The organism is Streptomyces tendae, from assembly GCF_008632955.1.
Taxonomy (GTDB): domain Bacteria; phylum Actinomycetota; class Actinomycetes; order Streptomycetales; family Streptomycetaceae; genus Streptomyces.
Genome location: NZ_CP043959.1, coordinates 5,558,319 through 5,584,175, shown reverse-complemented (window position 1 = coordinate 5,584,175; position 25,857 = coordinate 5,558,319). Strand labels below are relative to the sequence as shown.

20 protein-coding genes and 2 pseudogenes are annotated in these 25,857 nt (G+C 72.7%); 14 read left to right on the top strand and 8 right to left on the bottom strand.

Annotated elements, in window-relative coordinates; all coding sequences use genetic code 11:
* Positions 1–3 precede the first annotated feature (3 nt).
* The 3 genes from F3L20_RS25705 to F3L20_RS25695 form a co-directional block, all read right to left on the bottom strand.
* On the bottom strand, positions 4–1,395 hold the full coding sequence (locus tag F3L20_RS25705; RefSeq protein WP_240810755.1) for an FAD-dependent monooxygenase: 1,392 nt from the start codon (positions 1,393–1,395) through the stop codon (positions 4–6).
* A 130-nt stretch (positions 1,396–1,525) separates the two neighbouring features.
* Positions 1,526–2,794 carry an MAB_1171c family putative transporter gene (locus F3L20_RS25700; protein WP_150156367.1) on the bottom strand — a complete coding sequence of 423 codons (1,269 nt, stop codon included), beginning with the start codon at positions 2,792–2,794 and terminating at the stop codon, positions 1,526–1,528.
* Entirely contained in the window at positions 2,791–3,390 is a 600-nt protein-coding gene (locus tag F3L20_RS25695; protein WP_150156366.1) for a toxin-antitoxin system, toxin component family protein, read from the bottom strand. Before F3L20_RS25695 ends, F3L20_RS25700 begins: the two co-directional genes overlap by 4 nt.
* A gap of 303 nt (positions 3,391–3,693) precedes the next feature.
* Here F3L20_RS25695 and F3L20_RS25690 point away from each other — a divergent pair, with 303 nt between their 5' ends.
* Positions 3,694–5,199, top strand: a complete 1,506-nt coding sequence (locus tag F3L20_RS25690) for an alpha-N-arabinofuranosidase (RefSeq protein WP_150156365.1) — start codon at positions 3,694–3,696, stop codon at positions 5,197–5,199.
* 34 nt (positions 5,200–5,233) lie between these two features.
* On the opposite strand, the gene F3L20_RS25685 is transcribed toward F3L20_RS25690, so the two are convergent.
* Positions 5,234–8,077, bottom strand: a complete 2,844-nt coding sequence (locus F3L20_RS25685; protein ID WP_150156364.1) for a beta-galactosidase — start codon at positions 8,075–8,077, stop codon at positions 5,234–5,236.
* Positions 8,078–8,420: 343 nt separating this feature from the next.
* On the opposite strand from F3L20_RS25685, the gene F3L20_RS25680 reads away from it, so the two are divergent.
* Positions 8,421–9,068, top strand: coding sequence for a DUF4360 domain-containing protein (locus tag F3L20_RS25680; RefSeq protein ID WP_150156363.1), 648 nt, complete (start codon positions 8,421–8,423; stop codon positions 9,066–9,068).
* Positions 9,069–9,198: 130 nt separating this feature from the next.
* On the opposite strand, the gene F3L20_RS25675 is transcribed toward F3L20_RS25680, so the two are convergent.
* From F3L20_RS25675 to F3L20_RS25660, 4 genes are all read right to left on the bottom strand, one after another.
* Positions 9,199–10,410: a helix-turn-helix domain-containing protein gene (locus tag F3L20_RS25675; protein WP_150156362.1), complete on the bottom strand. Its 1,212-nt coding sequence runs from the start codon at positions 10,408–10,410 to the stop codon at positions 9,199–9,201.
* Between the two features lie 212 nt (positions 10,411–10,622).
* A complete protein-coding gene (locus F3L20_RS25670) occupies positions 10,623–11,564 on the bottom strand; it encodes a hypothetical protein (RefSeq protein ID WP_150156361.1) in 942 nt (313 codons plus the stop codon).
* 35 nt (positions 11,565–11,599) lie between these two features.
* Positions 11,600–13,186, bottom strand: a complete 1,587-nt coding sequence (locus F3L20_RS25665) for a DUF6801 domain-containing protein (RefSeq protein WP_150156360.1) — start codon at positions 13,184–13,186, stop codon at positions 11,600–11,602.
* Between the two features lie 103 nt (positions 13,187–13,289).
* Complete coding sequence (locus tag F3L20_RS25660; protein WP_150156359.1) at positions 13,290–13,922, bottom strand: hypothetical protein; 633 nt, start codon at positions 13,920–13,922, stop codon at positions 13,290–13,292.
* 667 nt (positions 13,923–14,589) lie between these two features.
* Between F3L20_RS25660 and F3L20_RS25655 the strand changes: the two are divergent.
* From F3L20_RS25655 to F3L20_RS25600, 12 genes and pseudogenes are all read left to right on the top strand, one after another.
* A pseudogene (locus tag F3L20_RS25655) lies at positions 14,590–15,590 on the top strand (ABC transporter ATP-binding protein).
* The gene (locus F3L20_RS25650) at positions 15,587–16,351 is read left to right on the top strand and encodes an MlaE family ABC transporter permease (protein ID WP_024882863.1); all 765 of its coding nucleotides are present in this window, start codon (positions 15,587–15,589) and stop codon (positions 16,349–16,351) included. Before F3L20_RS25655 ends, F3L20_RS25650 begins: the two are co-directional and overlap by 4 nt.
* Before the next feature lie 6 nt (positions 16,352–16,357).
* Positions 16,358–17,162 (top strand): annotated as a pseudogene (locus F3L20_RS25645) (MlaE family ABC transporter permease).
* 1 nt (position 17,163) lies between these two features.
* Positions 17,164–18,429 carry an MCE family protein gene (locus tag F3L20_RS25640; RefSeq protein ID WP_150156358.1) on the top strand — a complete coding sequence of 422 codons (1,266 nt, stop codon included), beginning with the start codon at positions 17,164–17,166 and terminating at the stop codon, positions 18,427–18,429.
* Positions 18,426–19,484: an MCE family protein gene (locus F3L20_RS25635; RefSeq protein ID WP_150156357.1), complete on the top strand. Its 1,059-nt coding sequence runs from the start codon at positions 18,426–18,428 to the stop codon at positions 19,482–19,484. Before F3L20_RS25640 ends, F3L20_RS25635 begins: the two co-directional genes overlap by 4 nt.
* Positions 19,481–20,524: an MCE family protein gene (locus tag F3L20_RS25630; protein ID WP_150156356.1), complete on the top strand. Its 1,044-nt coding sequence runs from the start codon at positions 19,481–19,483 to the stop codon at positions 20,522–20,524. The genes F3L20_RS25635 and F3L20_RS25630 overlap by 4 nt, the downstream gene beginning before the upstream one ends.
* Positions 20,521–21,561: an MCE family protein gene (locus tag F3L20_RS25625; protein ID WP_150156355.1), complete on the top strand. Its 1,041-nt coding sequence runs from the start codon at positions 20,521–20,523 to the stop codon at positions 21,559–21,561. The genes F3L20_RS25630 and F3L20_RS25625 overlap by 4 nt, the downstream gene beginning before the upstream one ends.
* A complete protein-coding gene (locus tag F3L20_RS25620; protein ID WP_240810754.1) occupies positions 21,558–22,802 on the top strand; it encodes an MCE family protein in 1,245 nt (414 codons plus the stop codon). The genes F3L20_RS25625 and F3L20_RS25620 overlap by 4 nt, the downstream gene beginning before the upstream one ends.
* The gene (locus tag F3L20_RS25615) at positions 22,799–24,073 is read left to right on the top strand and encodes an MCE family protein (RefSeq protein WP_150156354.1); all 1,275 of its coding nucleotides are present in this window, start codon (positions 22,799–22,801) and stop codon (positions 24,071–24,073) included. The genes F3L20_RS25620 and F3L20_RS25615 overlap by 4 nt, the downstream gene beginning before the upstream one ends.
* Positions 24,070–24,585 (top strand): hypothetical protein, encoded by a 516-nt coding sequence (locus F3L20_RS25610; RefSeq protein WP_145825560.1) that lies wholly within the window; start codon positions 24,070–24,072, stop codon positions 24,583–24,585. Before F3L20_RS25615 ends, F3L20_RS25610 begins: the two co-directional genes overlap by 4 nt.
* A complete protein-coding gene (locus F3L20_RS25605) occupies positions 24,582–25,265 on the top strand; it encodes a nuclear transport factor 2 family protein (protein WP_150156353.1) in 684 nt (227 codons plus the stop codon). Before F3L20_RS25610 ends, F3L20_RS25605 begins: the two co-directional genes overlap by 4 nt.
* 26 nt (positions 25,266–25,291) lie before the next feature.
* On the top strand, positions 25,292–25,840 hold the full coding sequence (locus F3L20_RS25600; protein ID WP_150156352.1) for a nuclear transport factor 2 family protein: 549 nt from the start codon (positions 25,292–25,294) through the stop codon (positions 25,838–25,840).
* The last annotated feature ends 17 nt before the right edge of the window (positions 25,841–25,857 follow it).

Sequence of the window (25,857 nt, the reverse complement as noted above, 5' to 3'; positions counted from 1 at the left end):
GCCTCAGGCCAGGCCGGCCGCCTTGCGTTCCTCCGCCGTCAGCGGCGGGGCCGTCAGGGCGGGCTTCAGCGGCCCCGCCAGTGCCGCCACCAGCACGGACGGGGTCAGCAGCACCCCCGCGCCCCGCTCCAGCGAGGTCACGTCGGTGACCCGCCGCGCGATGCGCCCGTTCCCGGTGGCCGTGTACATCAGCCGGCCGACGTACGCGGCCAGCCACCGGTCCCGCGCGGACGGGCCGCCGTGGGTCGGGCCCGGGTAGAACACGTCCTGGCCCAGGGCGAGGTCCCAGGCCGCGCCCACCGGCCGGGCCACCGCACGCTGTGCGCGGCGGGCCAGTCCCGGCGACCCCCAGCCGTGCCGGCGCACCGTCGCACGGAGCGCCGCCGCGCCGCGCGCGGCCACCGCCATGCCGTGGCCGTAGACGGGGTTGAGCGCGGTGAGCGCGTCGCCGACCACCACCAGGTTCTCCGGCCACTCCTTCATCCGCTCGTAGAAGAACCGGCGGTTGGCGGTGGCCCGGGTGAGGGACACCGCCGTCCGCGGGTCCGCCGCGCCGAGCAGGTCGGCTATCACCGGGTGGCGCAGTTCCTCGCGGGCGAACCGCTCGAAGTCGTCGGCCCGGGAGGTGGGTTCGCCGCCCCGGGTGCCGAACAGGGTGACCAGCCAGTGCCCGTCCTCCACGGGCAGCAGCACCCCGCCGCGGCCCGGTCCCCCGGTGCGCGGGTCCTGCTGCACGTTGACGACCGGGAAGCCGTCCCGGGCTCCCTCCGGGGCGCGGTAGAGGCGGCTCGCGTACACCAGCCCGGTGTCGACGTCCCGGCGCCCGGGGGCGGGCAGGCCGGCGTCGGTCAGCCACCGGGCGGTGCGGGACGCGCGGCCGGTGGCGTCGACCACCAGGTCGGCCCGCAGCGTGCGTTCGGCGCCGTCGTGCGTGCGGACCCGGACACCGGTGACGGCGGCGCGGGTGCCGTCGAGCGCGAGGATCTCGGCCCGGTCGAGCAACTCGACCCGTTCGTCGCCGAGCACCTCCGCCCGCACGGTCGCCTCCAGCAGGTCCCGGGTGCACAGCAGCATGAAGTGGGACTCGTCCCAGCGCCGGTACCAGCCGTGCGGCGACAGCACCACGGTGTTCGCGGTGACCGGCTGGCGGTGGGCGCCCGCCGCCAGCAGCCGCCCGGTGGTGCCCGGCACCAGTTCCTCCAGGGCGCGCGCCCCGCCCGACCACAGCTGGTGCGCGTGCCGGGCCTGCGGGACGCCGCGCCGGGGCTCGGGGCCCGAGGGCAGCGTGTCGCGCTCCACCACGGTGACCCGGGCGAACGGGGCCAGGGCCCGCGCGGCGAGCAGCCCGGCGAAGGATCCGCCGAGCACGACGGCGGTGGCGGGACGTCCGCTCACGGACGGGCGTCTTCTCTCTGGGACGGCGGGCACGCTCTTCGTTCTCCTGACCTGTCGTCGGTTCTCACGGGCATCTCATGGGGACGGTTCCTCCGGTGCGCGCCCGCCCTCGGCGGGGCGGGCACGCCGGTCACCGGGCCGGTTCCCCGCGCCCGGCGGACGCGCCGCGTGGGACGCCCTCCGGGGCGTCCGGCGCGAGGGCGGCGGCACGCGCGCGGACCGCCTCGACGGTGTGCGGGCGGCGCAGCTCCCGGGAGACGGCACCGATCTCCCGCAGCAGGTCGGTGGTGTCGGAGTCCTGCGTGCCCTCGCCGTCCGGCGAACGGCGCCTGCACTCGACGGCCTCCAGGATCGCCACGGCGTTCGCCAGCGCCCCGGCCCGCTCCGGCGGGAACCCGAGGCCGCGTGCCGCTTCGCGCGTGCGGCTGCGCCGTTCCTGGTCGATGTGCCGGGCCAGCGACAGCAGTTCGTCGCGGATGAAGGTCTCCCGGCGGATCAGGCGCAGCTCCGGGGTGGCGCGCAGCAGGAACGGCACGCTCCTGCCGTTGGCCGAGCGCATCAGCTCGTACAGGGGCCGCAGCCGGTGGTGGGCGAGCCGGACGCGCCAGCGGTCGTGCAGGTACTGGCCGGCGTGCGGGAGGATGAAACCGACCGCGATCAGGATGGCCGACAGGCAGGCGACGGGGGGCGCCAGGTCGGTGCTGAGCCAGTCCAGGTCGTTCCCGGTCCAGCGGGCGCCCACGGCGGTGAGTTTCGCGGCGTCGAAGACCAGGTTCAGCGCGTAGCCGACGCCCAGGAACTTCAGGCCCCACCGCAGCCAGGCGTCCAGTCCCTCGGTCTGCACCCAGTTCCACAGCAGCCGGCACGTGATCAGGACGGCGACGGTGTGCGCGAGCAGGTAGAGCACGATCTGCTCGCGCATGAACGGCGTGGTGGCGTAGTACGTGTCCAGGTCCCGCAGCCGTTCCTCGGACGCGTCCGCGAGGAAGAACAGCACCCACAGGGCGACGATCACGCCGGAGTAGAGGGAGACCACCCGGCGCATCGCCCGCCGGGTGGCGGCGGACCGGTCCGACAGCCCGTTGCGCCAGGCGATGATGAGCAGCAGGCAGGAGGCGCAGAACGCGGTGAGCAGGGAGTAGCACCACGGCGCCGAGATGTTCGGCACCCCCGTGAGGCGGTTGACCCGGGCGATGGTCGTGGGTGCCACGAAGACGAAGACCGTGCAGGCGAGCAGGAGCAGTCCGCCCACCGCGCGCAGCAGCGGGTCCCGCCACAGACGGACGATGGTGGGCAGTTTGATGATCAGGGCCGCGGTGAGGACCCCCGTGGGGATCCAGAAGGAGATGTAGAGGTCGTCGAGGACGTCGGCGGGGGTGAGGGCGAGCGGGGCGGTCACCGGCGCGTGCCTTTCCCGCCGCGGTAGCCCAGGGCCCGTTGGACGAGGCCGTCGCCGATGCCGGTGTCCCGGTCGTCCAGGAGGGGGCGTACGGCGGCGGCCATCCGGTGCCCGAACTCGTCGGCCTCGGCCTCGTCGGCCTCGCGTGAGCCGTGGCGCGCGGCCATCACCAGCGCGGTGTCCCAGTCCGGTGCGTCGCCCGCCAGGACTCGCCGCGCCCCGGCCGGGGCGTGGTGCCGGTGTCCGGCGTGCATGTGCCACAACTCGTGGCCGAGGATGACCAGTTGCTGCATGGCTTCCGCCCGTTCCTCCACGATGACCAGGTCGAAGTCCTGGAACTCCACCCACAGGCCGGTCACTTCGATCTCGTCCGGGAAGCGTTCGAAGCGCAGGACCACGGGTCGTCCTCCGCGCCGCGCGCTCATCTCCTCGCACAGGACCCGGCAGGCCGTCCGCACGTCCGTGAGCGGCCGGGACCGTGCACGCAGCGCCGCGGAGAGATCGCAGGCCAGGCGGCGCAGGGCGGCGCGGGTGCGGGACCGCCGCAGCGCGGAGGCGAGCCGTACGGCCCGCGTCCGTGCGCCCGCGCCATCCATCTGGTCCCCTCGCCCGTGCGACCGCCGCACGTCAGGCCGTTCGAGACTACGCGGCCGGAAGTGCCCGCGTCACGCGATCCGGTGACCGCCGGGCGGCCGGGAAGGCCGTGCGGGGTGCGCGCCGGGCGAGTTCTGTCCGAGGCATTGACGCGGCACGACCCGACACCTACGGTCCCGTTCGAAGTTACGGGCATCATTCGATATATCGAACATCCAGTGCCGGATCATGGTGGGCGTCGGTCTCGCCGGCCTCGCCGGCCGGTGACGCTCCCGCAGCAGGACCCGACCCGTCGAAAGGACACGATGCGCACCGCCCGCTTCACCCTGGACCCCGCCTTCACCGTCGGCCCGGTCGACCCCCGCCTGTTCGGTTCGTTCGTCGAACACCTCGGCCGGTGCGTCTACACCGGTGTCTTCGAACCGGGTCACCCCACCGCCGACGCCGACGGTATCCGCGGAGACGTCCTGGAACTGGTCCGCGAGCTCGGCGTCACCGCCGTCCGCTACCCCGGCGGCAACTTCGTCTCCGGCTACCGCTGGGAGGACTCCGTCGGCCCGGTGGAGGACCGCCCGCGCCGCCTGGACCTGGCCTGGCGCTCCACCGAGACCAACCGTTTCGGCCTGTCCGAGTACATCGCGTTCCTGCGGAAGGTCGGCCCGCAGGCCGAGCCGATGATGGCGGTCAACCTCGGCACCCGGGGCGTCGCCGAGGCCCTCCAGCTCCAGGAGTACGCCAACCACCCCGGCGGCACCGCCCTGTCCGACCTGCGCGTGGAGCACGGCGACAAGGACCCCTTCGGCATCCGGCTGTGGTGCCTGGGCAACGAGATGGACGGCCCCTGGCAGACCGGCCACAAGACCGCCGAGGAGTACGGCCGGATCGCCGCCGAGACCGCCCGCGCCATGCGCCAGATCGACCCCGGCGTGCAGCTCGTCGTCTGCGGCTCCTCCGGCCGGTCCATGGCGACGTTCGCCGAGTGGGAGGCGACCGTCCTGCAGGAGACGTACGACCTGGTCGACCACATCTCCCTGCACGCCTACTACGAGCCGCTCGACGGGGACGTGGACTCCTTCCTCGCCTCCGCCGTCGACATGGAGACCTTCATCGAGGACGTGGTCGCCACCTGCGACCACGTGGGGGCCCGCCTGAAGTCCCGCAAGAAGATCAACCTCTCGTTCGACGAGTGGAACGTCTGGTACATGTCGCGCACCGAGGAGCACGTCGGCGCCCTGGACTGGCCCGAGGCGCCGCGCCTGCTGGAGGACAACTACAGCGTCATGGACGCCGTCGTCTTCGGCTCGCTGCTGATCGCGCTGCTCCGGCACGCCGACCGGGTCACCGTCGCCTGTCTCGCCCAGCTGGTCAACGTGATCGCCCCGATCATGACCGAGCCCGGCGGCCCGGCCTGGCGGCAGACGACGTTCTTCCCGTTCGCCCAGGCCTCGAAGTACGGCCGCGGCGAGGTCCTCGACGTGCGCGTGGACTCACCGACGTACGCCACCGAGCGGTACGGCGAGGCGGACCTGCTGCACGCGACCGCCGTGCGCGGCGAGGACGGCTCGGTCACCGTGTTCGCCGTCAACCGCTCCCGCACCCAGCCGCTGCCGCTGGACGTCGCGCTGAACGGGCTCGGCCCGGCGTCCGTCGTCGAGCACAGCGTGCTCGCGGACGCCGACCCGGACGCGCGCAACACCCTCGCCGAGCCGGAGCGGGTGGTGCCGCACGCGGCCGAGGGCACCACCCTGGACGGCGGGCGGCTGACCGCCCTGCTGGAGCCGCTGTCGTGGAACGTGATCCGGCTGGCGTGAGCCGCCGCCCGGTGGGCTCACCTCTTCGGTGGGCTCACCTCTCCGGTGAGTCCACCGGCTCCACCGGGACACCGCCGCGCACCGCGTCCAGCAGCGTCAGCCTGACCGTGTGCGGCCCGGCCGGCGTGGTCCCGTCGGACAGCACCGCGAGTGCCAGGGTGTTGGAGCCGCGGGCCCGCAGGATGCCGTTCGGCAGCACGAAGGTGTGCTGCGGGCCCACGTCGTTGACGTACTGGCCGAGGTTCCAGCCGTTGAGGAAGATCTGCACCCGGTAGGCGCGCTCCGGGTCGTCCTCCAGGGTGAGCCCGACCGACGCGTCCAGGTCGGGGCCGAGCCCGAGCCGGAAGCGGGTGCGGTACCAGGCCACGCCCTGCCGCCGCTCCGCGCGCGGGAGGTCCACCGTCCGCCAGCGGCGGTCGTCGTGGTCGGGCAGGTGCCAGCCGCGCCGTTCGCCGTACAGCCCGCCGTTGTTGTACGGCCCGCACACCCGCTCGGGCTCGGCGGCGCCCCTGATGCGCCACTCGACGGCGGGGGTGCCGCCCGTGAACTCGGCGGCGACCAGCCCGCGCGCGGCCTTGTGGGCGTCCTCGCCGGGAGCGGTCCCGGCGTGCTGCATGGGCCGTACGAGTACGGACAGCACGTGCTCCCCGGGGGTGCGCAGCTCCTCGGGGACGTCGAGGCGCGCGGTGGCCGTCCAGGTGCCCTGTCCGGCGGTGTCCTCGTCCGGCACCGGCATGCGGTGGGTGCCGAGCGGCCGGCCGTCCAGCCAGGCCATCAGCAGGCCTTGCGTGCCGGTGCTGTACGACAGTGCCACCGACCGGATGCCCCTGGTGTCCTCCATCCGCCCCCGGTACCAGACGTCGCCGTGGTGGAAGCCGTAGTCGTCCGCGAACAGCACGGGCCCGCCCTCGGGCACGGGCGTGGTGCTGTGGGACGTGGTCCGGCCGGCCACCGTCCACGCGGAGTCGTCGAAGTCCGGGTCGGCCTCCGGGTTCTCGGTGCGGAACCGCCAGCCGTCGAGGGCGGGCAGCGCCACCGCGCGCACGGCCGGCATCAGCCCTTCCATCACCCGGCTGCGGGCCCGGCCGACGTAGGTGGGCACCGGCTCGCCGTTCCAGGTGACCTCGGCGATCCCGCGCGGCCCCCACACCTCCACGCCGGTCTCGATGCCGACGTCGCCGGTCAGGTGGAGGGTGGAGTCGCGCAGTTCGGCCGAGCGCAGCAGGGCGGGGCCGTAGACCAGCAGCGGCCCGGCCGGGGTCTCGTACGGCCACAGGCGCAGCGCGGTCTCGTCGTCGGCGAACAGCAGCACGAGGGGGGTCTCGGAGTCGCCGTCCTTGACCAGCACCCGGCTCAACCCGCCTTCCCCGAGCGGTACGACCACGTTCAGCCGGCCCCGCTCGTAGGCCCAGGCGGGTTCGGTGTCCGCACGGTCGACGCCCGGCTGCCGCTCGCAGTCCAGCGCCAACTGGGCGCTCTCCCTGTGACGTCCGACGAACACGGCCACGTCCTGCCGTCCGGTGGAGATGCTGAGCATCGGCTGGGCGGTGGTCCAGGCGAGTGTGCGGTGGCCGAGGCGCAGGCCGGCGGCGAGCAGCTTGGCGTCCCCGGCGGCCACGGTGACCGGCACCTCGATGCCGGTGCCCGGCAGCGGGGCGCGGACCTCCTCGTCGGTGTCGTTGTGCACCACATACACCCGCGCGCCGGTGTCCGGGTTGGCGAGGTGGCGCACCGTCAGCCGGCCGTCCGCCGCCCGCCGCGGGCCGTCCCCGGCCTCCTCCAGCCGGGCGAGGTCCGGCACGGTCCGCACCAGGTGCCCGAGCTGCTGGACGGCGGCCATGTCCGGGGCCGGCAGGCGCCCCTCGTCGAGCACCGCCCCGTAGTCGTACGAGGTGTACACACCCGGCCCGGGCAGCCAGCCCCACGACGTGCCGCCGAATCCCATGCCGGTGTGGTGCACGGTGATCCGGTCGGCGAGGGCGGTGAGACGGCGCCGCCGCTCGTGCACGGCGTCGTGGACCTCGCGTACCCGGGCGTACCCCTCGCCGCCGGAGGGCGCCCCGCCCCACGGGTCGGCCGCCCCGCCGCCCGCCCCGGCGGAGAAGCCGGCCGTGCGGGGCCCGGTGCCGCGGTCGCCGAACCAGCCGTCCCCGTCCAGCACCGGCACGTCGATGCGGTCGGCGCGCACCTTCGCGTACAGGCGGGCCCGGTGGGCGCGCGCGGCGGGGTCGTCGGCGGGCACCGGGCTCCCGTCCTCCAGCCGGTACAGCAGCACGGTGCCGCCGCCCGCGGTGAACAGGTGGCGCACGGCGATCGCGTCGACCGCGCCCAGCCACTCCTCGGCGTGCCGCAGGTACTCGGGGTCGTCGGTGCGCGCGGTCCCCGCGGCGGCCGTCAGCCAGCCGGGGAGGCCGCCGGCATCCAGGTCCGCGCCGAGGTAGGGGCCGGGCCGCAGCACCACGTACAGCCGCTCCTCGGCGGCCGTGGACAGGAAGCGGTTCAGGTCGCGCACCCCGGTGAAGTCGTGCACGCCGGGCGCGGGGGAGTGCAGGTTCCAGGGCACGGGCACGTCGACCGCGTTGAAGCCGTGGGCGCGCAGCTTCTGCAGAACGTCCCGCCACAGCGACGGGCTCGGCAGCCGGAACGGGTGCATCTCGGCGGACCACAGCACCAGGCGCCGGTCGTCGACCAGCAGGGAGTGCCGGTCGAAGGCGACGCGGTGGCGACCGCCGTCGGCGGCCGGCGGCGGGGGCGGCGGTCCGGTCGGCACGACGCGCGGCCCCCGCGGGCCGGTCGCCGCCCCGCCGCTGCCGGCGAGCGCGAGGCCGAGCGCGGCCGTGCCGGTCAGGGCGGTGAAGGTGCGCCTGCTGAGCTCCAAGGGAGCGCCTCCTGGTCTGTGCCACAAGCGGTGCTGGGCCATTGTCCACGAACCGGAGCGCTCGCCGTTCACACGGCGGTCCCGTTACGTCCGCCTGTGCACCGGCGATTTACGGACCGGAGTGAATGGCCTGAGTTCGCCCTGTCCTGCGGCCTCCGCGCGTCCCTACGATGCGAGCGCTCCCGGTCTTCACCGCGCCTTCATGTCTCCTTCACGAAGCCGGGAGCGTATGTGCTCGCATGCTTGGCATGTACATGACGCTTCAATCATCGCACGGCACCTCGTACGGCACGTCGTACGGCACCCCCGTACGACACCACCCCCCACCGAAGGACGGAGAACCATGGCTGGTGGCCTGCTTCTCGGCGTGGCGGCGGCCGCGCTGCTCGGCGCCGCGTTACCCGCGCACAACCCGGCGACCGGATTCGACGACCCGCCGCCGGACAAGATCGTCATCAAGGTCGCGACGGTGAACGGGTCGGGATGTCCCGCCGGTACCGCGGCCGTCGCCGTCTCGGCCGACAACACCGCGTTCACCGTGACCTACAGCGACTACCTCGCCCAGGCCGGCGGGAACTCCGACCCCACGGCCGCCCGCAAGAACTGCCAGCTCAGTCTGCTGGTCCATGTACCGGCCGGCTTCACCTACGCCATCGCCAGCGCCGACTACCGGGGCTTCGCCGCGCTCCAGCCCGGCGCCCGGGCCACCCAGCGGGCCTCGTACTACTTCCAGGGGTCGCCCAGCACGGAGTACCGCTCCCACCCCTACGCGGGGCCCTACGACGACAACTGGCAGGCCACGGACGAGACCGACTGGGCGCAGCTCGTCTACGCGCCCTGCGGTGTGCAGCGCAACTTCAACATCAACACCGAGCTGAGAGTCACCGCCGGGACCGACCCGCGGAAGGTCAGCTACATGACCATGGACTCCACGGACGGCGACATCAACACGGTGTACCACCTCGCGTGGAAGGAGTGCCCGGAGAAGTGACCGGACCGCGGGGGCGGGCGAACGCCCGCCCCCGCCGTGTCACGAGTGGCGTGCGCTTCGCGGTCCTCCTGCGACGGCAACGACGGCAACGACGGCAACGACGGCAACGACGGCAACGACGGCAACGACGTCACCGCGCGCCGTCGCGGCCGCGCAGGTGGCGCGAGCGCAGCGCCACCTCCAGGGCGAAGCGGTGGTCGGGGTCGGCGAGCCGGTCGCCCAGGTAGGTGTCCAGCGTCCGCAGCCGGTAGCGCACCGTCTGGGCGTGCACCCCCAGCATCTCGCCGACCTGTTCGGCCGGGGCGCGGGTGGACACGTGCACCCGGAGGGTCTCGACGAGCCGGTCGCGCCGCTTGGCGGTCAATCCGTCGAGCGGCGCGAGCTCACGGGCGGCGAGACGGTCGACCAGGGCGGGGTCGGACAGCAGCCACAGGGTCGTCAGATGGTCCTCGCAGCGGACCAGCGGGGCGTCGGGCACGACGCCGTCGTCGACGAGCTGGAGCACGCGGCGCGCCCAGCGGACGGAGTCCGCGGCCTGGGCGACCGGTACGGTCAGGCCCACCGCGGCACGCGTGCCGGACAGGGCGGCGCGGATCATCTCGAGACGCTCGGGGGTGAGTTCCCCGGGCACCAGCAGATGCGGTTGCGGGATGTCGAAGTCGGCGAGGACGTCGCCGTCGAGTCCTGCCTGGATGTGCTCGGGAACCGGGGGACGCAGGGCGACGAGGAAGCACGTCCGGGGCAGTTCCCAGGCCGCGGACGCGCACAGTTCGGAAACGGTCGTCTGGGGCAGCGGGGAGGAGGCCAGCAGCAGGTGTAACAGCTGTCTTCGTAACGCGGACACCTCGGAGGCGGCTCTGTCCCGTACCTCCGTGTACCCCTCCCGGGTGACGGCCTCCAGCTCCTCGACGTAGGCGAACAGGGCGTCGGCGAAGGCGAGGACCAGGGCGGGGGAGAGGCTGTGCTGCCGTCCCAGTGTCTTGGCCCGGCGCAGCGCGATGCGCGCGCCGAGCCGGTAGGCGCCCTGCAGCACCTCCAGGTCACGGCCCTCGTAGGCCTCGACCCGGCCGAACCTGCGCAGGAGGTCGTCCCGCAGCTCCGAGCTGGTGCCGGGGTCGGCCACCCGGTCCACGAAGGCGGTGAGCGCCTGCTCGACACCCTGGCGGATGGCGTGGCCGTCGGGGCCGTTGAGCAGCCTGCCGTACACCGGGTAGGCGCGGGTGACCTCGGTCCGTATCTCGTTCAGCAGTCCCGGCAGCAGCGGCCGCATGAAGGCGGCGAACTGCCGGGGGAGCGGGTCGAGCGGCTCGCCGAGCACCGAAGGACGTGCGATTGAGGGCATGACTGATCCCTTGCTTGCCGACCTGTCCGGCACGACGGCCCGACCGGGTTACGCCCCGCGGGACGAAGCCCGGTCGGGCCGCCACGTGCACCGGTCTGAAAAGCTGACGGTAAGTCAACTTAATTGTCTTGTACACCGCTTGGGCGGAAACCGCTTCACCGTGGCCGGTGTCGGCCCCCGGGAGACGTGGGAAAGGGCCGGTCGGCGGGCCGTCACCGGACGGCGGAGTGCCAGTTTTCCGCCAGGACCTCGCCGGCCCGCGGAGCGGCGGTGCCGGGGGCGTTGAGACCGGTGAGGTAGGTCCGCGTGTCGTTGAGCGTCAGGCTGTTGTTCCCGGCGGAGGAGGGCAGACCGGTCTTCGCGTTGACCGCGGCGTTGATGAGACCCACGTTCAGCCCGCAGCCGGTGGCGCCGGGAACCGCGAAGGTGCTGTCGTTCTGGGTGGCGCCGGTGAGGTCGATACGGCTCATCTCGCCGGCCGGGTCGGTGGTGCCGTCCCCTTGGAAGAAGCTCATGCCGAAGTCCGGGTAGTTCCGGTTCTCGGGCAGCAGCACGATCGGGTTGGCGGCCGTGCCGATGTAGCACTTGCTGCCGAGCAGCGGGTTTTCCAGGTGGATGCGGACCGGCAGGGCGACGATGGGCATGTCGGTCAGGACGCCGGCCGTCTGGTTGAAGTCGTAGGGCGCGCCGACCGACTCCATGGTCGCGGTGATCTTGTTGAGGCTGGAGTTCTCCAGCGACTGACACAGGCCCGTGATGACGGGTATGGCGCTCGGACACATCAGGCCGAGCAGCCCGCCGGGCACGGTGGCGGGCTCGGCGATCAGCGCGCCGCCGGGCGGGGCCACCACACTGCTGGTGCCGTCCGCGTTCTGGACGATGCCGATCTGCAGGTTCGTCCTCCCGGTGACGACGGTGGTGCCGCCCAGCTTGATGGAGCCGCCGGAGGAGGTGGACACCACGCACTGCGGGGTCTTCTCGAAGCCGTCGGCGGCCAGCATGGCCGGCGCGTCCACGGGACAGCGGGTGAAGGGGGCCCACTCGCCGTTCAGCGTGGGATCGGCCGCGGTCGCGGTGCCGAGGGAGGCGAAGGCGCCGAGCGCGGTGAGCGCGGAGACGGTGGCGAGTCTGGTGCGGGGGGTGAACGCGTGCATGGTGGTGGCCTTTCTCGTGGGGAGGGCCGGGCGGCTCAGCGCTCGGCGACGGGGATCTGGTAGGGCTGGAGGTCCTCCGTGCACTGGCCCCGGGTGTCCGGGGTTTCGAACACCGGGACGAGGGGGGTGCACGTCTGCCCCTGGACCTGCTTGATGTAGTTGCCGGGACCGGAGACGGAGGCGGTGAGCAGACGGTCGAGGTCCTCGCCGTCGGTGCCGCAGCCGGTGAAGGCCGGGATGGTCACCTCGCCGGACAGCGGACCGCCGGTGAGGACCGTGTAGCCGGTGACGTCCTCGCCGATGACCTGTTCCGCCTTGCCGTACAGCACCACGTGGTCGCCGGGATGCTTCGCGGGGTCCGGGTCGGCGGAGGTGAGGGACGTCGCGGTCCGGCAGCCGGAACCGACGTCCAGCGGGGTGCCGTTGACCTGGAGGGCGGTGACGTGGGCGATCAGGGGGACCCGTACGTAGGTCTCCGTGGTGATGAACGAGTCGGAGAAGCGCATCTTCATGCGCGCGTCGATCCTCATGGGGCCCGTCTGCCTCAGCACCATGGTGGTTCTCACCGGGGTGAAGTCGAAGGAGAGGAAGGTGCTGTCGTAGGGCGGCGTCTCCTTGCGCCCCTGGTAACTGAACTCGCCGGACGTCTCCAGGGTCATGACCAGGTGCTCCGGGTCGAAGGGTTCGTCGACCGGGATCTGGAACTCCCCCCCTTCGATCAGTACGCAGGACGGCGGGAGGTACGAAGCGGCCTTCTGCTTCTTCACGTTGGCGTAGCCCGTGACGTAGGCGTTGAGCGACAGCGGCGTCGGCGGATTCTGCTCGTCGTAGCGGCAGGGCGGCACGTCACGGTCGGCGGCGGTACCCGGAGGGTTCTCCGGCGCCTCGGCCGACCGCTCGCCCTGCCGGTCCCGCGGTCCGCTTCCCGGTGCCGGGGACGTCCCGCCGGGTGCCGGTGCGGACGGCGGACCGCTCGCCCCCGGCGCGTCCGGTCCGGCCGGCACGGTGGCCAGCAGCCCCATGTCCGGCGCGTCCTCGGCGAGCGTGCAGTCGGCGGTGAGTGGGCCGGTTCCCGCGCCGCCGCCGGCGTCGTCCCCCGGGCCGGGCGTCAGGTCGATCGCCAGGCCGCCCGCGGTGAAGGTCAGGTCGCCGTCGCTCCGGCCCGTCACCGAGGGGACGTCGCCCTTCGTGGTCAGCGTCAGCGGCCCGGACTCCGGCAGGGCGAAGGGGTCGGAGCTTCCCCGCCACGTGGCCGTGGCCGTGGCCGAGCCCTGGGCCACGTCCACGGCGAGCGCGCTGCCGGCGCGTACCTCGGACGCGTCGCGCGCGGCGAGGTCCGCCACCACTTCCGCCGGGAGCTCCACGGTGGTGGTGACGCCGGTGGGGGAGAACGCCTCGCCCGCCCGGGTCCGCTCCGGGAACTCCGCCGAGATCCGCACCGTCACGGGCGCCGTCCCCGAGGGGAACGCGCAGACGTAGGGGAGTTCGGCGTCGACCTCCTGGGTGTCCGCGGCCGACGCCGTGGTCGGGATCAGAGCGGCGAGCACGACGAACGCGGCCATCGAGGTGAGCTGGGCGCGGGCTCGGCGTGGCCGCGGGGTGGCGGCTCGTTGGACTCTCATACAACTCCGCTCGGCGGGAGGGACGGTGTCGGGGGGATCCGGGGCGGAGCCCGCGAACGCCCGGCCGGGGGTGCCGGCCGGGCGAGGGCGAGCGGGTGGCCGCTTACGGGTTGGAACCGACGATGGTCGGGATGGTGGTGGTCCCGGCCACCTTGACGGCGTAGTTGCCCTTGAAGGTGGGCTTGGTACTGGTCGTGACGATCGCCCCGCAGTTGACGGGGTTGCTGACCGTCAGTTCACCGGCGACGCTGTTGACCGCCAGGATGCCGGTGCTGTTGGTGTACGTGGCCGAGGCCTTGCCCGCCACCGTGAACTTGCAGACGCCGGCGCTCACGTTGGCCTTGACGTTGCCGATGTAGCCCGTGGTGACGCCGGTCGCGGAGTTGTAGTCCACCGCGACGACGTCCCAGGGGGTGACGGCCACGGTGGTGACGTTGCCCAGGACGCTGGTGCAGGGGGCGCCGGACGTACCGAAGTTCATGGTGTTGATGGCGGCGACGTTCGCCGGGTTGCCGGTGGTGCTCGCCATCGTCCCGCCGGCGTTCGAGGCCGTGCAGGTCATCGGGATGGTGGCGGTCAGCACGATGTTGCCGACGTTCACGGCGGTGAAGGCGGCCGGTGACGGGCTGACGGTCCACACCGTGGAGGGCGCCGCGGAGGCGGTACCGGCGGTGAGGGCCAGCGCGGCCGCGGCCGCACACGCCGCGACGGCTGATCTCTTCAGGTAATTCTTCATGGTCCGGGAATCTCCTTGAGGGTCGACCGGCTGAGACGGGCCGTGTCCGTATGCGCCCGGAAAGGCGGACGTACGCACTGCGGCTGGACGCTGCTGCCTGTCCATGAACCACGACGTTACTGGCGGTAAACTTAGCCGAACAATGCGGCGTTCCATGATTCTTTCGGAAAAGGGAACAAGCTGTTCCCTGGGTGAGGAATCCCTGGGCCGCGTTCATCACGTGCTGTCAAGGAATGCGGGTGCGGCCGGTTCCTGGGCCGTGCTGCCTCGCGGGCGCGGGCGGCGGACCGTGTTGCTCACCGACGGACAAGTTCCCGGGGTTTCTTGTTCTCCGCTGACAGGTTCCGTGGGGGCGGGCCGGTATCCCGGAAAACTCGTAATGCGGTGTTGCCCGCTGAGGTTACTCGGCCGTAACGTGCCGGTGCGGTGCTCGGCTCCGGGTCGCCGGCCCCCGGCGGACGGAGTCCCGGCGGACGTTCCACCGGCCCACCCTCCCGCCGGCCGGTGTGTTTCGTCGGCGGGGTCTCGCGTTGCCCGCCCCGGCGGCGCGAGATCCCGCCCTGTTCCCCGGGGCGGGTGCCGGGCCGGTGCGTTGTCTGCGTGGTGACAAGTCGCGGAGGGCGGCGTGCGCCCGCGATGTGTGTCACGGATGTCCGCTGGAGGTGATATGGGAATCGAAGTAGTGGTCGAAGGGCTGACCAAGTCCTTCGGTAAGCAGAACATCTGGCGGGACGTGTCACTCACTCTCCCGGCCGGAGAGGTCAGTGTGATGCTGGGTCCGTCGGGCACCGGAAAGACCGTTTTCCTGAAGTCGCTCATCGGGTTGCTCAAACCCGAGAAGGGCCGTGTCCTCATCGACGGGGTGGACATGGTGAACAGTCCCGAGAGGGATATCTACGAGACCCGGAAATTGTTCGGTCTCATGTTCCAGGACGGAGCCCTTTTCGGGTCCCTGTCCCTTTTCGACAACATCGCCTTCCGCTGCGTGAGCACACGCGCAAGAAGGAGTCGGAGATCCGCCGCATCGTCATGGAGCGGATCGAGGTCGTCGGACTGCTGGGCGCGGAGGGCAAGCTTCCGGGGGAGATCAGCGGAGGCATGCGCAAGCGGGCCGGGCTGGCCCGCGCGCTCGTGCTCGACCCGCAGATCATCCTGTGCGACGAACCGGACTCCGGGCTCGACCCGGTCCGTACCGCCTACCTCTCGCAACTGCTGATCGACCTGAACGCGCAGATCGACGCGACCATGCTGATCGTCACCCACAACCTCGACATCGCCGCCACCGTGCCGACAACATGGGGATGCTCTTCCGGCGCGAGCTCGTCACCTTCGGCCCGCGCGAGGTGCTGCTCACCAGCGACGAGCCGGTCGTCTCCCAGTTCCTGGCGGCCGGCGCGAGGGGCCCATCGGGATGTCCGAGGAGAAGGACGCGGCCACCCTCGCCGCCGAGGCGAACTCCGCGACGCCCGCCGCGCCCGGGTGATCGTGCCGCAGCTGGAACCGTCCCCCGGCCTTCCGCCGCGCCGCGCCGTCGCACGACGGCGCGAGCGTGTCATGCGCATGATTGACACCGTGCCGCCGGCCGCGCGCTCCGCCATCCGGGAGACCTACGCGCGGGACGCGGCGGCGGCCACCGTCACGGCGCCCGTCGCCGGGAGCGGCGCATGATCACCGGCGCGCTGCGCGAGACCGGCCGGCTCTTCGCGCTCGCCGCCGAGGTCAGCCGCGCCGTCTTCCGAAGACCCTTCCAGTTCCGCGAGTTCACCGAACAGTTCTGGTTCGTCGCGAGCGTGACGATCCTGCCCGCCGCCCTCGTCTCGATCCCCTTCGGCGCCGTCATCGCCCTCCAGGTCGGCTCTCTCACCCAGCAGCTGGGCGCCCAGTCCTTCACCGGAGGCGCCAGCGTCCTCGCCGTCGTCCAGCAGGCGAGCCCGCTCATCGTCGCCCTGCTGATCGCCGGCGCCGGCGGCTCGGCCATCTGCGCCGACCTCGGCTCCCGCACCATCCGCGAGGAACTCGACGCGATGGAGGTCATGGGCGTCTCCCCGGTGCAGCGGCTGGTCGTGCCCCGGGTCCTGGCCGCCATGGGCGTCGCGGTCCTGCTCAACGGCCTGGTCTCCGTCGTCGGCATCCTCGGCGGCTACTTCTTCAACGTCGTCATGCAGGGCGGCACCCCCGGCGCCTACCTGTCCAGCTTCTCCGCCCTCGCCCAGCTGCCCGACCTGTACGTCAGCGAACTCAAGGCGCTGATCTTCGGGTTCATCGCCGGCATCGTCGCCGCCTACCGGGGCCTCAACCCGCGCGGCGGGCCCAAGGGCGTCGGCGACGCCGTCAACCAGTCCGTCGTCATCACGTTCCTTCTGCTCTTCTTCGTCAACATGGTGATGACGGCCGTCTACCTCCAGATCGTCCCGCCGAAGGGAGGCTGAGGTCCGATGGCCTCCCCGCTCGCCCTGCTCGACCGCTCGGGCGACCACCTGCTGTTCTACGTACGGGCCCTGCTGTGGATCCCGCGGACGCTGCGCCGCTACCTCAAGGAGGTGCAGCGCCTGCTCGCCGAGGTGGCCTTCGGCTCCGGCGGCCTCGGCGTCATCGGCGGCACCATCGGCGTGATGATCGCGATGACGCTCTTCACCGGGACCGTCGTCGGACTCCAGGGCTACGCGGCGCTCGACCAGATCGGCACGGCCGCCTTCACCGGATTCGTCTCCGCGTACTTCAACACCCGCGAGATCGCCCCCCTGGTCGCCGGCCTCGCCCTCTCCGCGACCGTCGGCGGGCTTCACCGCCCAGCTCGGCGCCATGCGCATCAACGAGGAGGTCGACGCCCTGGAGGGCATGGGCATCCGCTCCATGCCGTACCTGGTCACCACCCGCATCATCGCGGGCGTCGTCGCCATCGTCCCGCTCTACGCGATCGGGCTGCTCTCCTCCTTCCTCGCCTCCCGCTACGTGACCGTCCTGTTCAACGGACAGTCCCGGGGGACCTACGACCACTACTTCAACCTCTTCCTCTCCCCGACGGACGTGCTGCTCTCCGTACTCAAGGTGCTGATTTTCAGCGTGATGGTGATCCTCGCCCACTGCTACTACGGATTCCGCGCCTCGGGCGGCCCCGCCGGTGTCGGCGTCGCCGTCGGACGGTCCGTGCGCAACGCCATCGTGCTGATCAGCGTCACGGACTTCTTCCTGTCGCTCGCCCTGTGGGGCGCGACCACGACCGTGAAGGTGGCGGGGTGAGATGAACGGACCCCGGGGATCCCGAGGACACACCCTGCGCCACCGGCTCGCCGGAGTGGTGTTCGTGCTGGTGCCCGCCCTGCTCATCTGGCTGGCCGTCGCCGTCTACGACAAGAAGTTCACCGCCTCCGACCCACTGGTGGTCGAGACCGGCAGCGTCGGCAACCAGATGCACCCGGGCGCCGAGGTCAAGCTGCGCGGCGTCGTCGTCGGCGAGGTCCGCGCCATCGACGCCACCGGCGACGGCGCCCGCCTCACCCTCGCCATGAAGCCCGGCACGCTGGACTCCGTCCCCTCCGACGTCCGCGCCCAGATGCTGCCCACCACCCTGTTCGGCGAACGGTTCGTGGCCCTCGTACCGCCCGAGAACCCCTCCTCCGAACCACTGGCCGCCGGAGCCGTCATCCCCCAGGACCGCTCCGCGAACGCCGTCGAACTCCAGCAGGTGCTCGACGACGTCCTGCCCATGCTCACCGCCGTCCAGCCACAGAAACTGTCCGCGACCCTGTCGGCCGTCTCGCAGGCCCTGGAAGGCCGCGGGGCCCGGCTCGGCGAGACGCTGAGCCTGCTGGACGAGCACCTGGCCGAGTTCAACCCGCACCTGCCCGCCCTCAACCGCGACCTCAGGGAACTCGTGAAGGTCAGCCACGTCTACGCGGACGCCGCGCCCGACATCGTCACGGCGCTCACCGACTTCACCACCACCAGCGGCACCCTCGCCGAGCAGGAGGCCCAACTCGCCTCCACCCTCGGCACCACGACCCGGACGGCCGAGGACACGACGGCCTTCCTGCGGAAGAACCGGGGCAACCTCATCCGCCTCACCGCCGCCGGCCGGCCGACCCTGGAACTGCTCGCCGAGTACTCCTCCTCCTTCCCGTGCACCCTGCGCACCCTCGCCGAGTTCGTCCCGGCCATGGACCGGGCGCTCGGCAAGGGCACCGACCGGCCCGGCGTCCACGTCGACGTCACCTCCGTCGCCGCGCGCGGCGCCTACCGCCCCGGCCGCGACACCCCGGTGTACGACTCCGGCGGCGGGCCGCGCTGCCCCTCCGTGCCCTACGTCGGCCAGCTGCCCCGGCCCACCGCGCGGTCCGCCTCCGCCGCGGCCGACGAGGACCTCGGACCCGCCAACTCCCCGGCGGAGAACGACCTCGTCAACGAACTGCTCGCCCCCGCCGCCGGCGCGGCCCCCGGCGACCTTCCCGACTGGAGCAGCCTCCTCGTCGGCCCCGTCTACCGCGGTACGGAGGTGACCCTCGGATGACCGGCGCCGACACCGCGCACACCCGGCGCCGGCCGCTGACCGGGCCGCTGCTCAAGTCCCTCGCCTTCGTGGTGGTCACCGCCCTCGCCACCACCCTGCTCGGGCTCGGCGTCGCCGGCTCCGGCGCGGGCGGCGGGGGCCGCACCTACAAGGCCCTCTTCACCGACGTCACCGGCCTGCGGGACGGGGACAGCGTGCGCATCTCGGGCGTGACGGTCGGCGAGGTGACCGACGTCCGCGTCGTGCAGCAACGCCTCGCGCAGGTCACGTTCACCGTCCGCGAGGACCGCCGGCTGCCCCGCTCCACCACCGCTGCGGTGAAGTACCTCAACATGGTGGGCCAGCGCTACGTGTCCCTCGGACGCGGCAGCGGCGACCTCGGCGGCACCCTGGAGGAGGGCGCCACCGTGCCGCTGGACCGCACGACGCCCGCACTCGACCTGACCCTCCTCTTCAACGGCTTCAAGCCGCTGTTCGAAGGGCTCTCCCCGAAGGACGTCAACGAGCTCGCCGGATCGATCGTGCAGGTCCTCCAGGGCGAGGGCGCCACCGTCGACAGCCTGATCCGCCGCATCGGCTCGCTCAGCACCACCGTCGCCGCCAAGGACAAGGTGATCGGCGCGGTCGTCGAGAACCTCACCACCGTGCTGGACACCCTCAACGACCGCGAGGACAGCTTCGACGACCTCGTCGTCACCCTGCGGGACCTCGTCTCCGGCTTCGACGAGGACCGCGAACCCCTCGGCCGGGCCGTCGTGGCCATGGGCGACCTGACCACCGTGACCGCCGACCTCCTCGACGACGGACGCGCCCCCCTGAAGCGGGACATCCGCGAACTGGGTCGGCTCTCGCGCAACCTCGGCGAACACACCCCGCAGATCGAGGAGTTCCTCGACCGGACCCCCGCCAAGATGACCGCCCTGGCCCGACTGTCCTCCTACGGATCGTGGTTCAACCTCTACCTCTGCGAGGCACGTGTGAGCGGAGTGACCACCTCGGACGGCTCCGAACCGCCGACCGGCATCGCGATCACCGAATCGAGGTGCCGCAGATGAGGCGCCCGCGTCCGAAGCCGGTCAGGGACCGCGACCCCGTCGCCGTCGGCATCGCCGGCCTGCTCGCCCTCACCCTGCTCGGCGGCCTCGCCTACGGCGCGGACCGGCTCCCGTTCACCGGCGGCACCGACTACAGCGCCGACTTCACCGAGGCGGCCGGCCTCGACGAGGGCGACGAGGTGCGCATCGCCGGCGTCAAGGTCGGCAAGGTCACCGGCGTCGCGCTGGACGGCCCCAAGGTGAAGGTGTCCTTCACGGTCGAGGACGCCTGGATCGGCGACCGCACCACCGCCGCCATCGCCGTCAAGACCGTGCTGGGCGACAAATACCTGGCGGTCGACCCGCTCGGATCCCGGCCGCAGGACCCCGGCAGCCGCATCCCCTCGTCCCGAACCACCTCCCCCTACGACGTCACCCAGGCATTCCAGGACCTCAGCGGCACCGTCGACGCCATCGACACCCGCCGGCTCGCGGAGAGCTTCGAGACCATCTCCGACACCTTCAAGGACTCACCGCCCCACGTGAGCAAGGCCGCCACCGGTCTGTCCGACCTGTCCCGCTCCGTCTCCGAGCGCGACGCGGAACTCTCCCGGCTCCTCAAGGGCAGCGCCCGCTTCAGCAAGACGCTGGAGAACAAGAAGTCCAGTTTCGAGACCCTCGTCGAGGACGGCGGCTCCCTGCTCGGCGAACTCAGGAAGCGGCGGGCCGCGATCAGCGCCCTGCTCAAGGGCAGCCGCGACCTCGGCACCGAACTCGGCGGCCTGGTGGAGGACAACGAGAAACAGCTCGGCCCCACCCTCAAGGCCCTCGGCCGGGTGACCGGCGTCCTGGAGAAGAACAACGACCAGCTCGGCAAGACACTCGCCCTGGTCGGTCCGTACTACCGCCTGGTCGGCAACACCCTGGGCAACGGCCGCTGGTTCGACAGCTACCTGTGCGGCGTCGTGCCCCGCGACTACCTGCCGGAGACGTCCCAGCCCGAGAGCGGATGCCTGCCGCCCAAGCAGCAGGCGGCGGCCGCGGGGAGCGGTGAGCGATGACCCGACGCAGAAAGATCCTCGGCGGACTGCTCGCCCTGGTGGTGCTGGCCGCCGGCGGACTGACCGCCGCCTCGGCCCTCGCCCCCGACGGCGTCCGCATCACCGCCTACTTCGACCGCGTCATCGGCGTCTACGCCGGATCCGACCTGCGCATCCTCGGCGTGCGGGTCGGCGAGGTGGAGTCGGTGCGGCCGCAGGGCACCACCGTGCGCGTGGACCTGCGCCTCGACGAAGGGGTCAAGGTCCCCGAGAACGCGCGGGCCGTCGTCGTCGCCCCCAGCGTCGTCGCCGACCGCTACGTGCAGCTCACCCCCGCCCACACGAGCGGCCCCGCCCTCGCCGACGGCGCCGTGCTGCCCGCCTCGCGCAACCGGATCCCCGTCGAGATCGACCAGATCTACGACTCGATCACCGACCTCGCGGACGCGCTCGGCCCGGACGGCGCCAACGCCGAGGGCGCCCTGTCCGGACTGCTGCGGACCGGCGCCGCCAACCTGGACGGCAACGGCGAGGCCATCGGCACCGGCGTCGAGGAGTTCGGCAAGGCGGCCAAGACCCTGGACGGCAGCAGCGGCGACCTGTTCCGCACGCTCCGCAGCCTCCAGACGTTCACCACCATGCTGAAGGACAAGGACACCGACGTGCGCACCGCGCAGGAACGCCTCGACGAGGTCGTCGGCTTCTTCGCCGACAACAAGGACGACCTCACCGGCGCGCTCGAGGAACTCGGCAAGGCCCTCGGCCAGGTGAAGACCTTCATCGAGGACCACCGGGGCGAACTGAAGGAGAACGTCGAGCGGCTCGTCCCGATCACCCGCACCCTCGTCGAGCAACGGGCCTCGCTGGCCGAGGCGCTGGACGTGGCGCCGCTGGCCGCGGACAACGTCGTGAACGCCTACAACCCCGACACCCGCACCCTCGACGGACGCGCGAACCTCAACGAGATCAGCATGGGAGGCCCCCTGCTGCCGCTGCCCGTCACCGGAGCCTCCGCCACGAGCGGCGGGCCCGCGGCCCCGGGGAAGGGGGAGAGATGAGGCGCGGCACACGGACCGGCGAACGGGCCGCCTCGGCGCTCGGACGCGGCGTCTTCACCACCGGCCGGGTGGCCGGCCTCACCGTCGGCGGACTGATCGCCCTCGGCCTCGGCTTCACCCTTGCCGTCGGCGGAATCGCCGCCCTGCCCCGCGGCTTCGGCGGTATCGAGGACCTCCCGCTGCCCGGCGGCGCCGACCTCGGTGACCGGCCCTACACCGTCACCGCGGAACTCGGCGACGTCCTCAGTCTCGTCCCGCACTCCGCGGTACGGGTCAACGACGTCGCCGTCGGCCGGGTCACCGGCATCGAACTCGGTGACGACTGGTCGGCCCGCGTCACCATGGAGATCAACGGCGACGTCACCCTGCCCGCCGACGCGACCGCGCGCCTCCAGCAGTCCAGCCTGCTGGGCGAGAAGTACATCCAGCTCGTCGCCCCGCGCGGGCGGAGCGAGGGCGGCCGGCTCACCGACGGCAGCGTCATCCCGCTCTCCCGCACCAGCCGCAACACCGAGGTGGAGGAGGTGTTCGGCGCGCTGTCCCTGCTGCTCAACGGCGGCGGCGTCAACCAGCTGAAGACCATCACCCGGGAACTCAACGCGGCGCTCGGCGGCCGGGAACCCGAGGTCCGCTCGATGCTCCGGCGGGTGAACACCCTGGTGACCGACCTCGACGACCACCGTGAGGACATCACCGACGCCCTCGACGCCGTCAACCGGCTCTCCTCGACCCTCGCCCACCGCAAGGACGACGTCGGGACGGTCCTCACCGGGCTCTCACCGGGACTCAAGACGCTGGAGCGGCAGCGCGGCTCCCTGCTGACCATGCTGCGCTCCCTCGACACGCTCTCCGGTGTCGCCGTGTCCACCATCGACGCGAGCAAGGACGACATGATCGCCGACCTCAAGGCCGTCGCGCCGACACTGAAGGAGCTCGCCGACGCCGGCGCGGACCTGCCCGACTCCCTCCAGGTGCTGGTGACCTACCCCTTCACCGACGAGGTGCTGAACGGGGTGAAGGGCGACTACCTCAACGCGTACCTGAGCATGGTCGCCGTGCCCGGGGCGCAGGTGATCCCGCCGATCGACGACCCGCGGCCCGTCCCGACGCCCTCCGCTCCCTCCTCGTCGAAGCGGTCGCGGGGCGCCTCACCGCTGCCCCTGCCCTCCGTGTCCGCGCCCGCGCCCACGCCCGGCGCGGACACCGCACCGTCGGACCCGGAGGCGGGTGACAGCAGGTGATCACCCTCGCCGTACGGCTGAAGAACCTCGCCTTCCTCCTGGTCGCCGTCCTCGCCCTCTCCTACCTCGGCATCCGCTACGCCGACCTCGGCCGGCACGTCGGCGTCGCCGACCACTACACGGTCGACGTGCGACTGCCGCGCACCGGCGGCCTGTTCACCCACGCGGACGTCACCTACCGAGGGGTCTCGGTGGGCCGTGTCGGGCCGATCGGGCTGACCGACGACGGCGTCGTCGCCGAGCTGCGGATCAAGAAGTCCGCCCCCCGCATCCCCGCCGACACCAAGGCCGTGGTCGCCGGGCTCTCCGCCGTCGGCGAGCAGTACGTCGACCTGCGGCCGGAGAGCGACGGCTCCCCCTACCTCACGGACGGCACCCGCATCGAGCAGGCCGACACCCAGGTGCCCGCCCCCGTCACCGACGTCCTCGCCAGCGTGGACGACCTGGTGCGGTCGGTTCCGCAGGACGATCTGCGCACGGTCGTCGACGAGTTGGGCAAGGCCTTCGAAGGGCACGGCGACGACCTCCAGGTGCTGCTCGACAGCGGCAGCGACTTCGTCCGGGCCGCCGACCGGGCCCTGCCGTCCACCACCCTGCTCATCCACGACGGCGAGACCGTCCTGCGTACCCAGGCCCAGGAGGGCGAGGCGATCCGCGGCTTCGCCACCGGGGCGGAGGAACTGGCCCGGGCCCTCAAGGGGTCCGACGCCGACCTGCGCCGCCTCCTCGCCGTCACCCCCGAGGCCGCCACCCAGGTCAGCGGCGTGCTGCGGGACCTCGACCCGAGCCTCGGCGTCGTGCTCGCCAACCTCCTCACCACCGCCGAGGTCGCCGTCACCCGGCAGCGGGGCATCGAGGAACTGCTCGTGACGTACCCGGCGGTCGTCTCCGCCGGCTCCACCGCCGTCGACGGAGGGAAGCTGAACCTCGGCATGGCCGTCACCTTCTTCGACCCCCTGCCCTGCACGGCCGGATACGGCGCCACGCGCTACCGCAACGGCCTGGACCTCGGCACCGCCCCGCCCCTGAACACCGGTGCGGCCTGCGCATCGGCGCCGTCGACGGGCAAGAACGTGCGCGGCGCGGCCAACGCCCCGAAGGGCGGCGCGGTGCCCGAACCGGCCCGCCCCGGCTCCCTGCCCTCCGGCAGCGGCGCGGCCCGCAGCGGCACCGCGGCGCCTCCCGGCGCGCTCGCCCTGCCCGGGCAGGGCGGCGAGGCACCGCGCGACCTGACGGGCGTTCTCCTTCCGGCCACCGGAGGCACCCGATGAGGAGAGCCCGGATTCTCGCCGGAGTGGGGCTCGCGCTGGCGGCCGGCTTCTGCGTCACCGGCGCGTGGACCTACGCCCAGGCACGCACGGACGACGGTCTCGCGTACGGCAGGGAACGGGACGAGGCGCTCACCGACGGGCGCCGGGCCCTCGCCGTGCTCACCACGATCGACGCCTCCACACGGCAGCGTGCGGAGCGGAGCGTCCGGGACTGGCGTGACGTGTCCACCGGTCCGCTGCGCGAGGAGCTCGGCGGCACCGGGGCCCGCGCGGGCGCGTCGGCGCGCGGCACGGTCACCGAGGCCGCCGTCACGGCGCTGGACACCCGTTCCGGCACGGCCAAGCTCATCGCCACCGTCCGCGTCGAGACCACGCCGGCCGGGACGAGGAAGCCGGCCGTCGACCGCAAGCGCCTGGAGGCGGTCCTGGCCCGCACGGGCGAGGACGTGTGGAAGGTGAAGGCGCTGAGCGCCGTCCCGGTCCAGGGGGAGAGGGAGGGAAGCGACCGATGACACGGACGTGGCTGCCCCGCCGGGCCGGCGCGCGCGAGCGCGGTACGGGACGGAACCCCGACGGGGAGGACCTCACGGCCGACCACGACGTGCCGGGGGACGCCTCCGCCGAGGACGGGTCCGGTGACGGCCTCGACGACCGCCCGGAGAACTCCGCCTCCCGCGGCGGCCGTTCGCGGGGCCCGCGGCTGCGGCGGGCCGTCGCGGCGGGGGTCGCGGCGACCCTGGTCCTCGGCGGCTGCGGCTTCCTCCACGCGGCCCATCAACTGAGGTCGGCCGAGTCCGCCCGTAACCGGGCGCTCACCGACACCGAGGCCACCACCCGGGTCGCCGGGGACGTCGGCAACGCCCTCGCCCGGGTCTTCTCCTACACGCCCGACGGGACCGCCGCCGCCGAGCGATCCGCGCGCACCGCCCTCGACGGGCGGGCCGCCCGCCAGTACGCGACCCTCTTCGACCGCGTCCGCCAGGACCTCACCGCGCAACGCGTCACCCTGAGCACCCGCGCCGTCCGCACCGGCGTGGTGGAACTCGACGGCGACCGGGCCCGCCTGCTGGTCTTCCTCGACCAGACCTCCCGCCGGGGCGAGGACGCGGCCACCACCGCGGCGGCCCAGCTCACGGTCACGGCACGGCTCGAGGACGACCGGTGGCGGATCGTCGACATCAAGGCCCGCTGACCATGCGCGGGAGACTGGAGCACCCCATGGAACGACCGGTCCGCCGCCTCGCCGCGAGCCGCTTCCGCACGCTGCACGCCGCCGCGCTCGCCCTCGCCCTCGTCGCCGGCGGTTTCGCCGCGTGGGCGGGCCAGGACTGGTACCGGGCGGCCCACGACGACCGGGCCGCCTACGCCGTGCAGCGGGACGAGGCGCTCGCCGCGGGGGAGCAGGCCGTGCAGAACCTCAACACGCTCGACCACCGGGACGTGAACCAGGGACTCGACCTCTGGGAGGCGTCGACGACCGGGGAACTGCACGAGCAACTCAGCAAGGGCCGGACCGGCTTCGCCGACCAGGTGAGGGAGGCGAGGACGGTCAGCACGGCCCGGGTGCTGTCCGGCGCCGTCACCGAACTCGACGACCGCGCCGGCCGTGCCCGGGTGCTGGTCGCCCTGCGCGTCACCGTCGAGGCGTCCGACGGGACCCGGACCGACAAGGACAGCCGCATGCTCGGCGAACTCACCCGCACCGACGGCCGGTGGAAGCTGAGCGCCCTCGGCCAGGCACCCGTGGGCGGCACACCGGCCGGCTGACCGGTTCCGTACCGCAC

Bases quoted from the DNA above. Each gene is read 5' to 3' on its own strand.
- F3L20_RS25695 (WP_150156366.1), bottom strand. From the start codon at position 3,390: ATGGATGGCGCGGGCGCACGGACGCGGGCCGTACGGCTCGCCTCCGCG.
- F3L20_RS25690 (WP_150156365.1), top strand. From the start codon at position 3,694: ATGCGCACCGCCCGCTTCACCCTGGACCCCGCCTTCACCGTCGGCCCG.
- F3L20_RS25680 (WP_150156363.1), top strand. From the start codon at position 8,421: ATGGCTGGTGGCCTGCTTCTCGGCGTGGCGGCGGCCGCGCTGCTCGGC.
- F3L20_RS25675 (WP_150156362.1), bottom strand. From the start codon at position 10,410: ATGCCCTCAATCGCACGTCCTTCGGTGCTCGGCGAGCCGCTCGACCCG.
- F3L20_RS25670 (WP_150156361.1), bottom strand. From the start codon at position 11,564: ATGCACGCGTTCACCCCCCGCACCAGACTCGCCACCGTCTCCGCGCTC.
- F3L20_RS25665 (WP_150156360.1), bottom strand. From the start codon at position 13,186: ATGAGAGTCCAACGAGCCGCCACCCCGCGGCCACGCCGAGCCCGCGCC.
- F3L20_RS25660 (WP_150156359.1), bottom strand. From the start codon at position 13,922: ATGAAGAATTACCTGAAGAGATCAGCCGTCGCGGCGTGTGCGGCCGCG.
- F3L20_RS25650 (WP_024882863.1), top strand. From the start codon at position 15,587: ATGATCACCGGCGCGCTGCGCGAGACCGGCCGGCTCTTCGCGCTCGCC.
- F3L20_RS25640 (WP_150156358.1), top strand. From the start codon at position 17,164: ATGAACGGACCCCGGGGATCCCGAGGACACACCCTGCGCCACCGGCTC.
- F3L20_RS25635 (WP_150156357.1), top strand. From the start codon at position 18,426: ATGACCGGCGCCGACACCGCGCACACCCGGCGCCGGCCGCTGACCGGG.
- F3L20_RS25630 (WP_150156356.1), top strand. From the start codon at position 19,481: ATGAGGCGCCCGCGTCCGAAGCCGGTCAGGGACCGCGACCCCGTCGCC.
- F3L20_RS25625 (WP_150156355.1), top strand. From the start codon at position 20,521: ATGACCCGACGCAGAAAGATCCTCGGCGGACTGCTCGCCCTGGTGGTG.
- F3L20_RS25620 (WP_240810754.1), top strand. From the start codon at position 21,558: ATGAGGCGCGGCACACGGACCGGCGAACGGGCCGCCTCGGCGCTCGGA.
- F3L20_RS25610 (WP_145825560.1), top strand. From the start codon at position 24,070: ATGAGGAGAGCCCGGATTCTCGCCGGAGTGGGGCTCGCGCTGGCGGCC.
- F3L20_RS25605 (WP_150156353.1), top strand. From the start codon at position 24,582: ATGACACGGACGTGGCTGCCCCGCCGGGCCGGCGCGCGCGAGCGCGGT.
- F3L20_RS25600 (WP_150156352.1), top strand. From the start codon at position 25,292: ATGGAACGACCGGTCCGCCGCCTCGCCGCGAGCCGCTTCCGCACGCTG.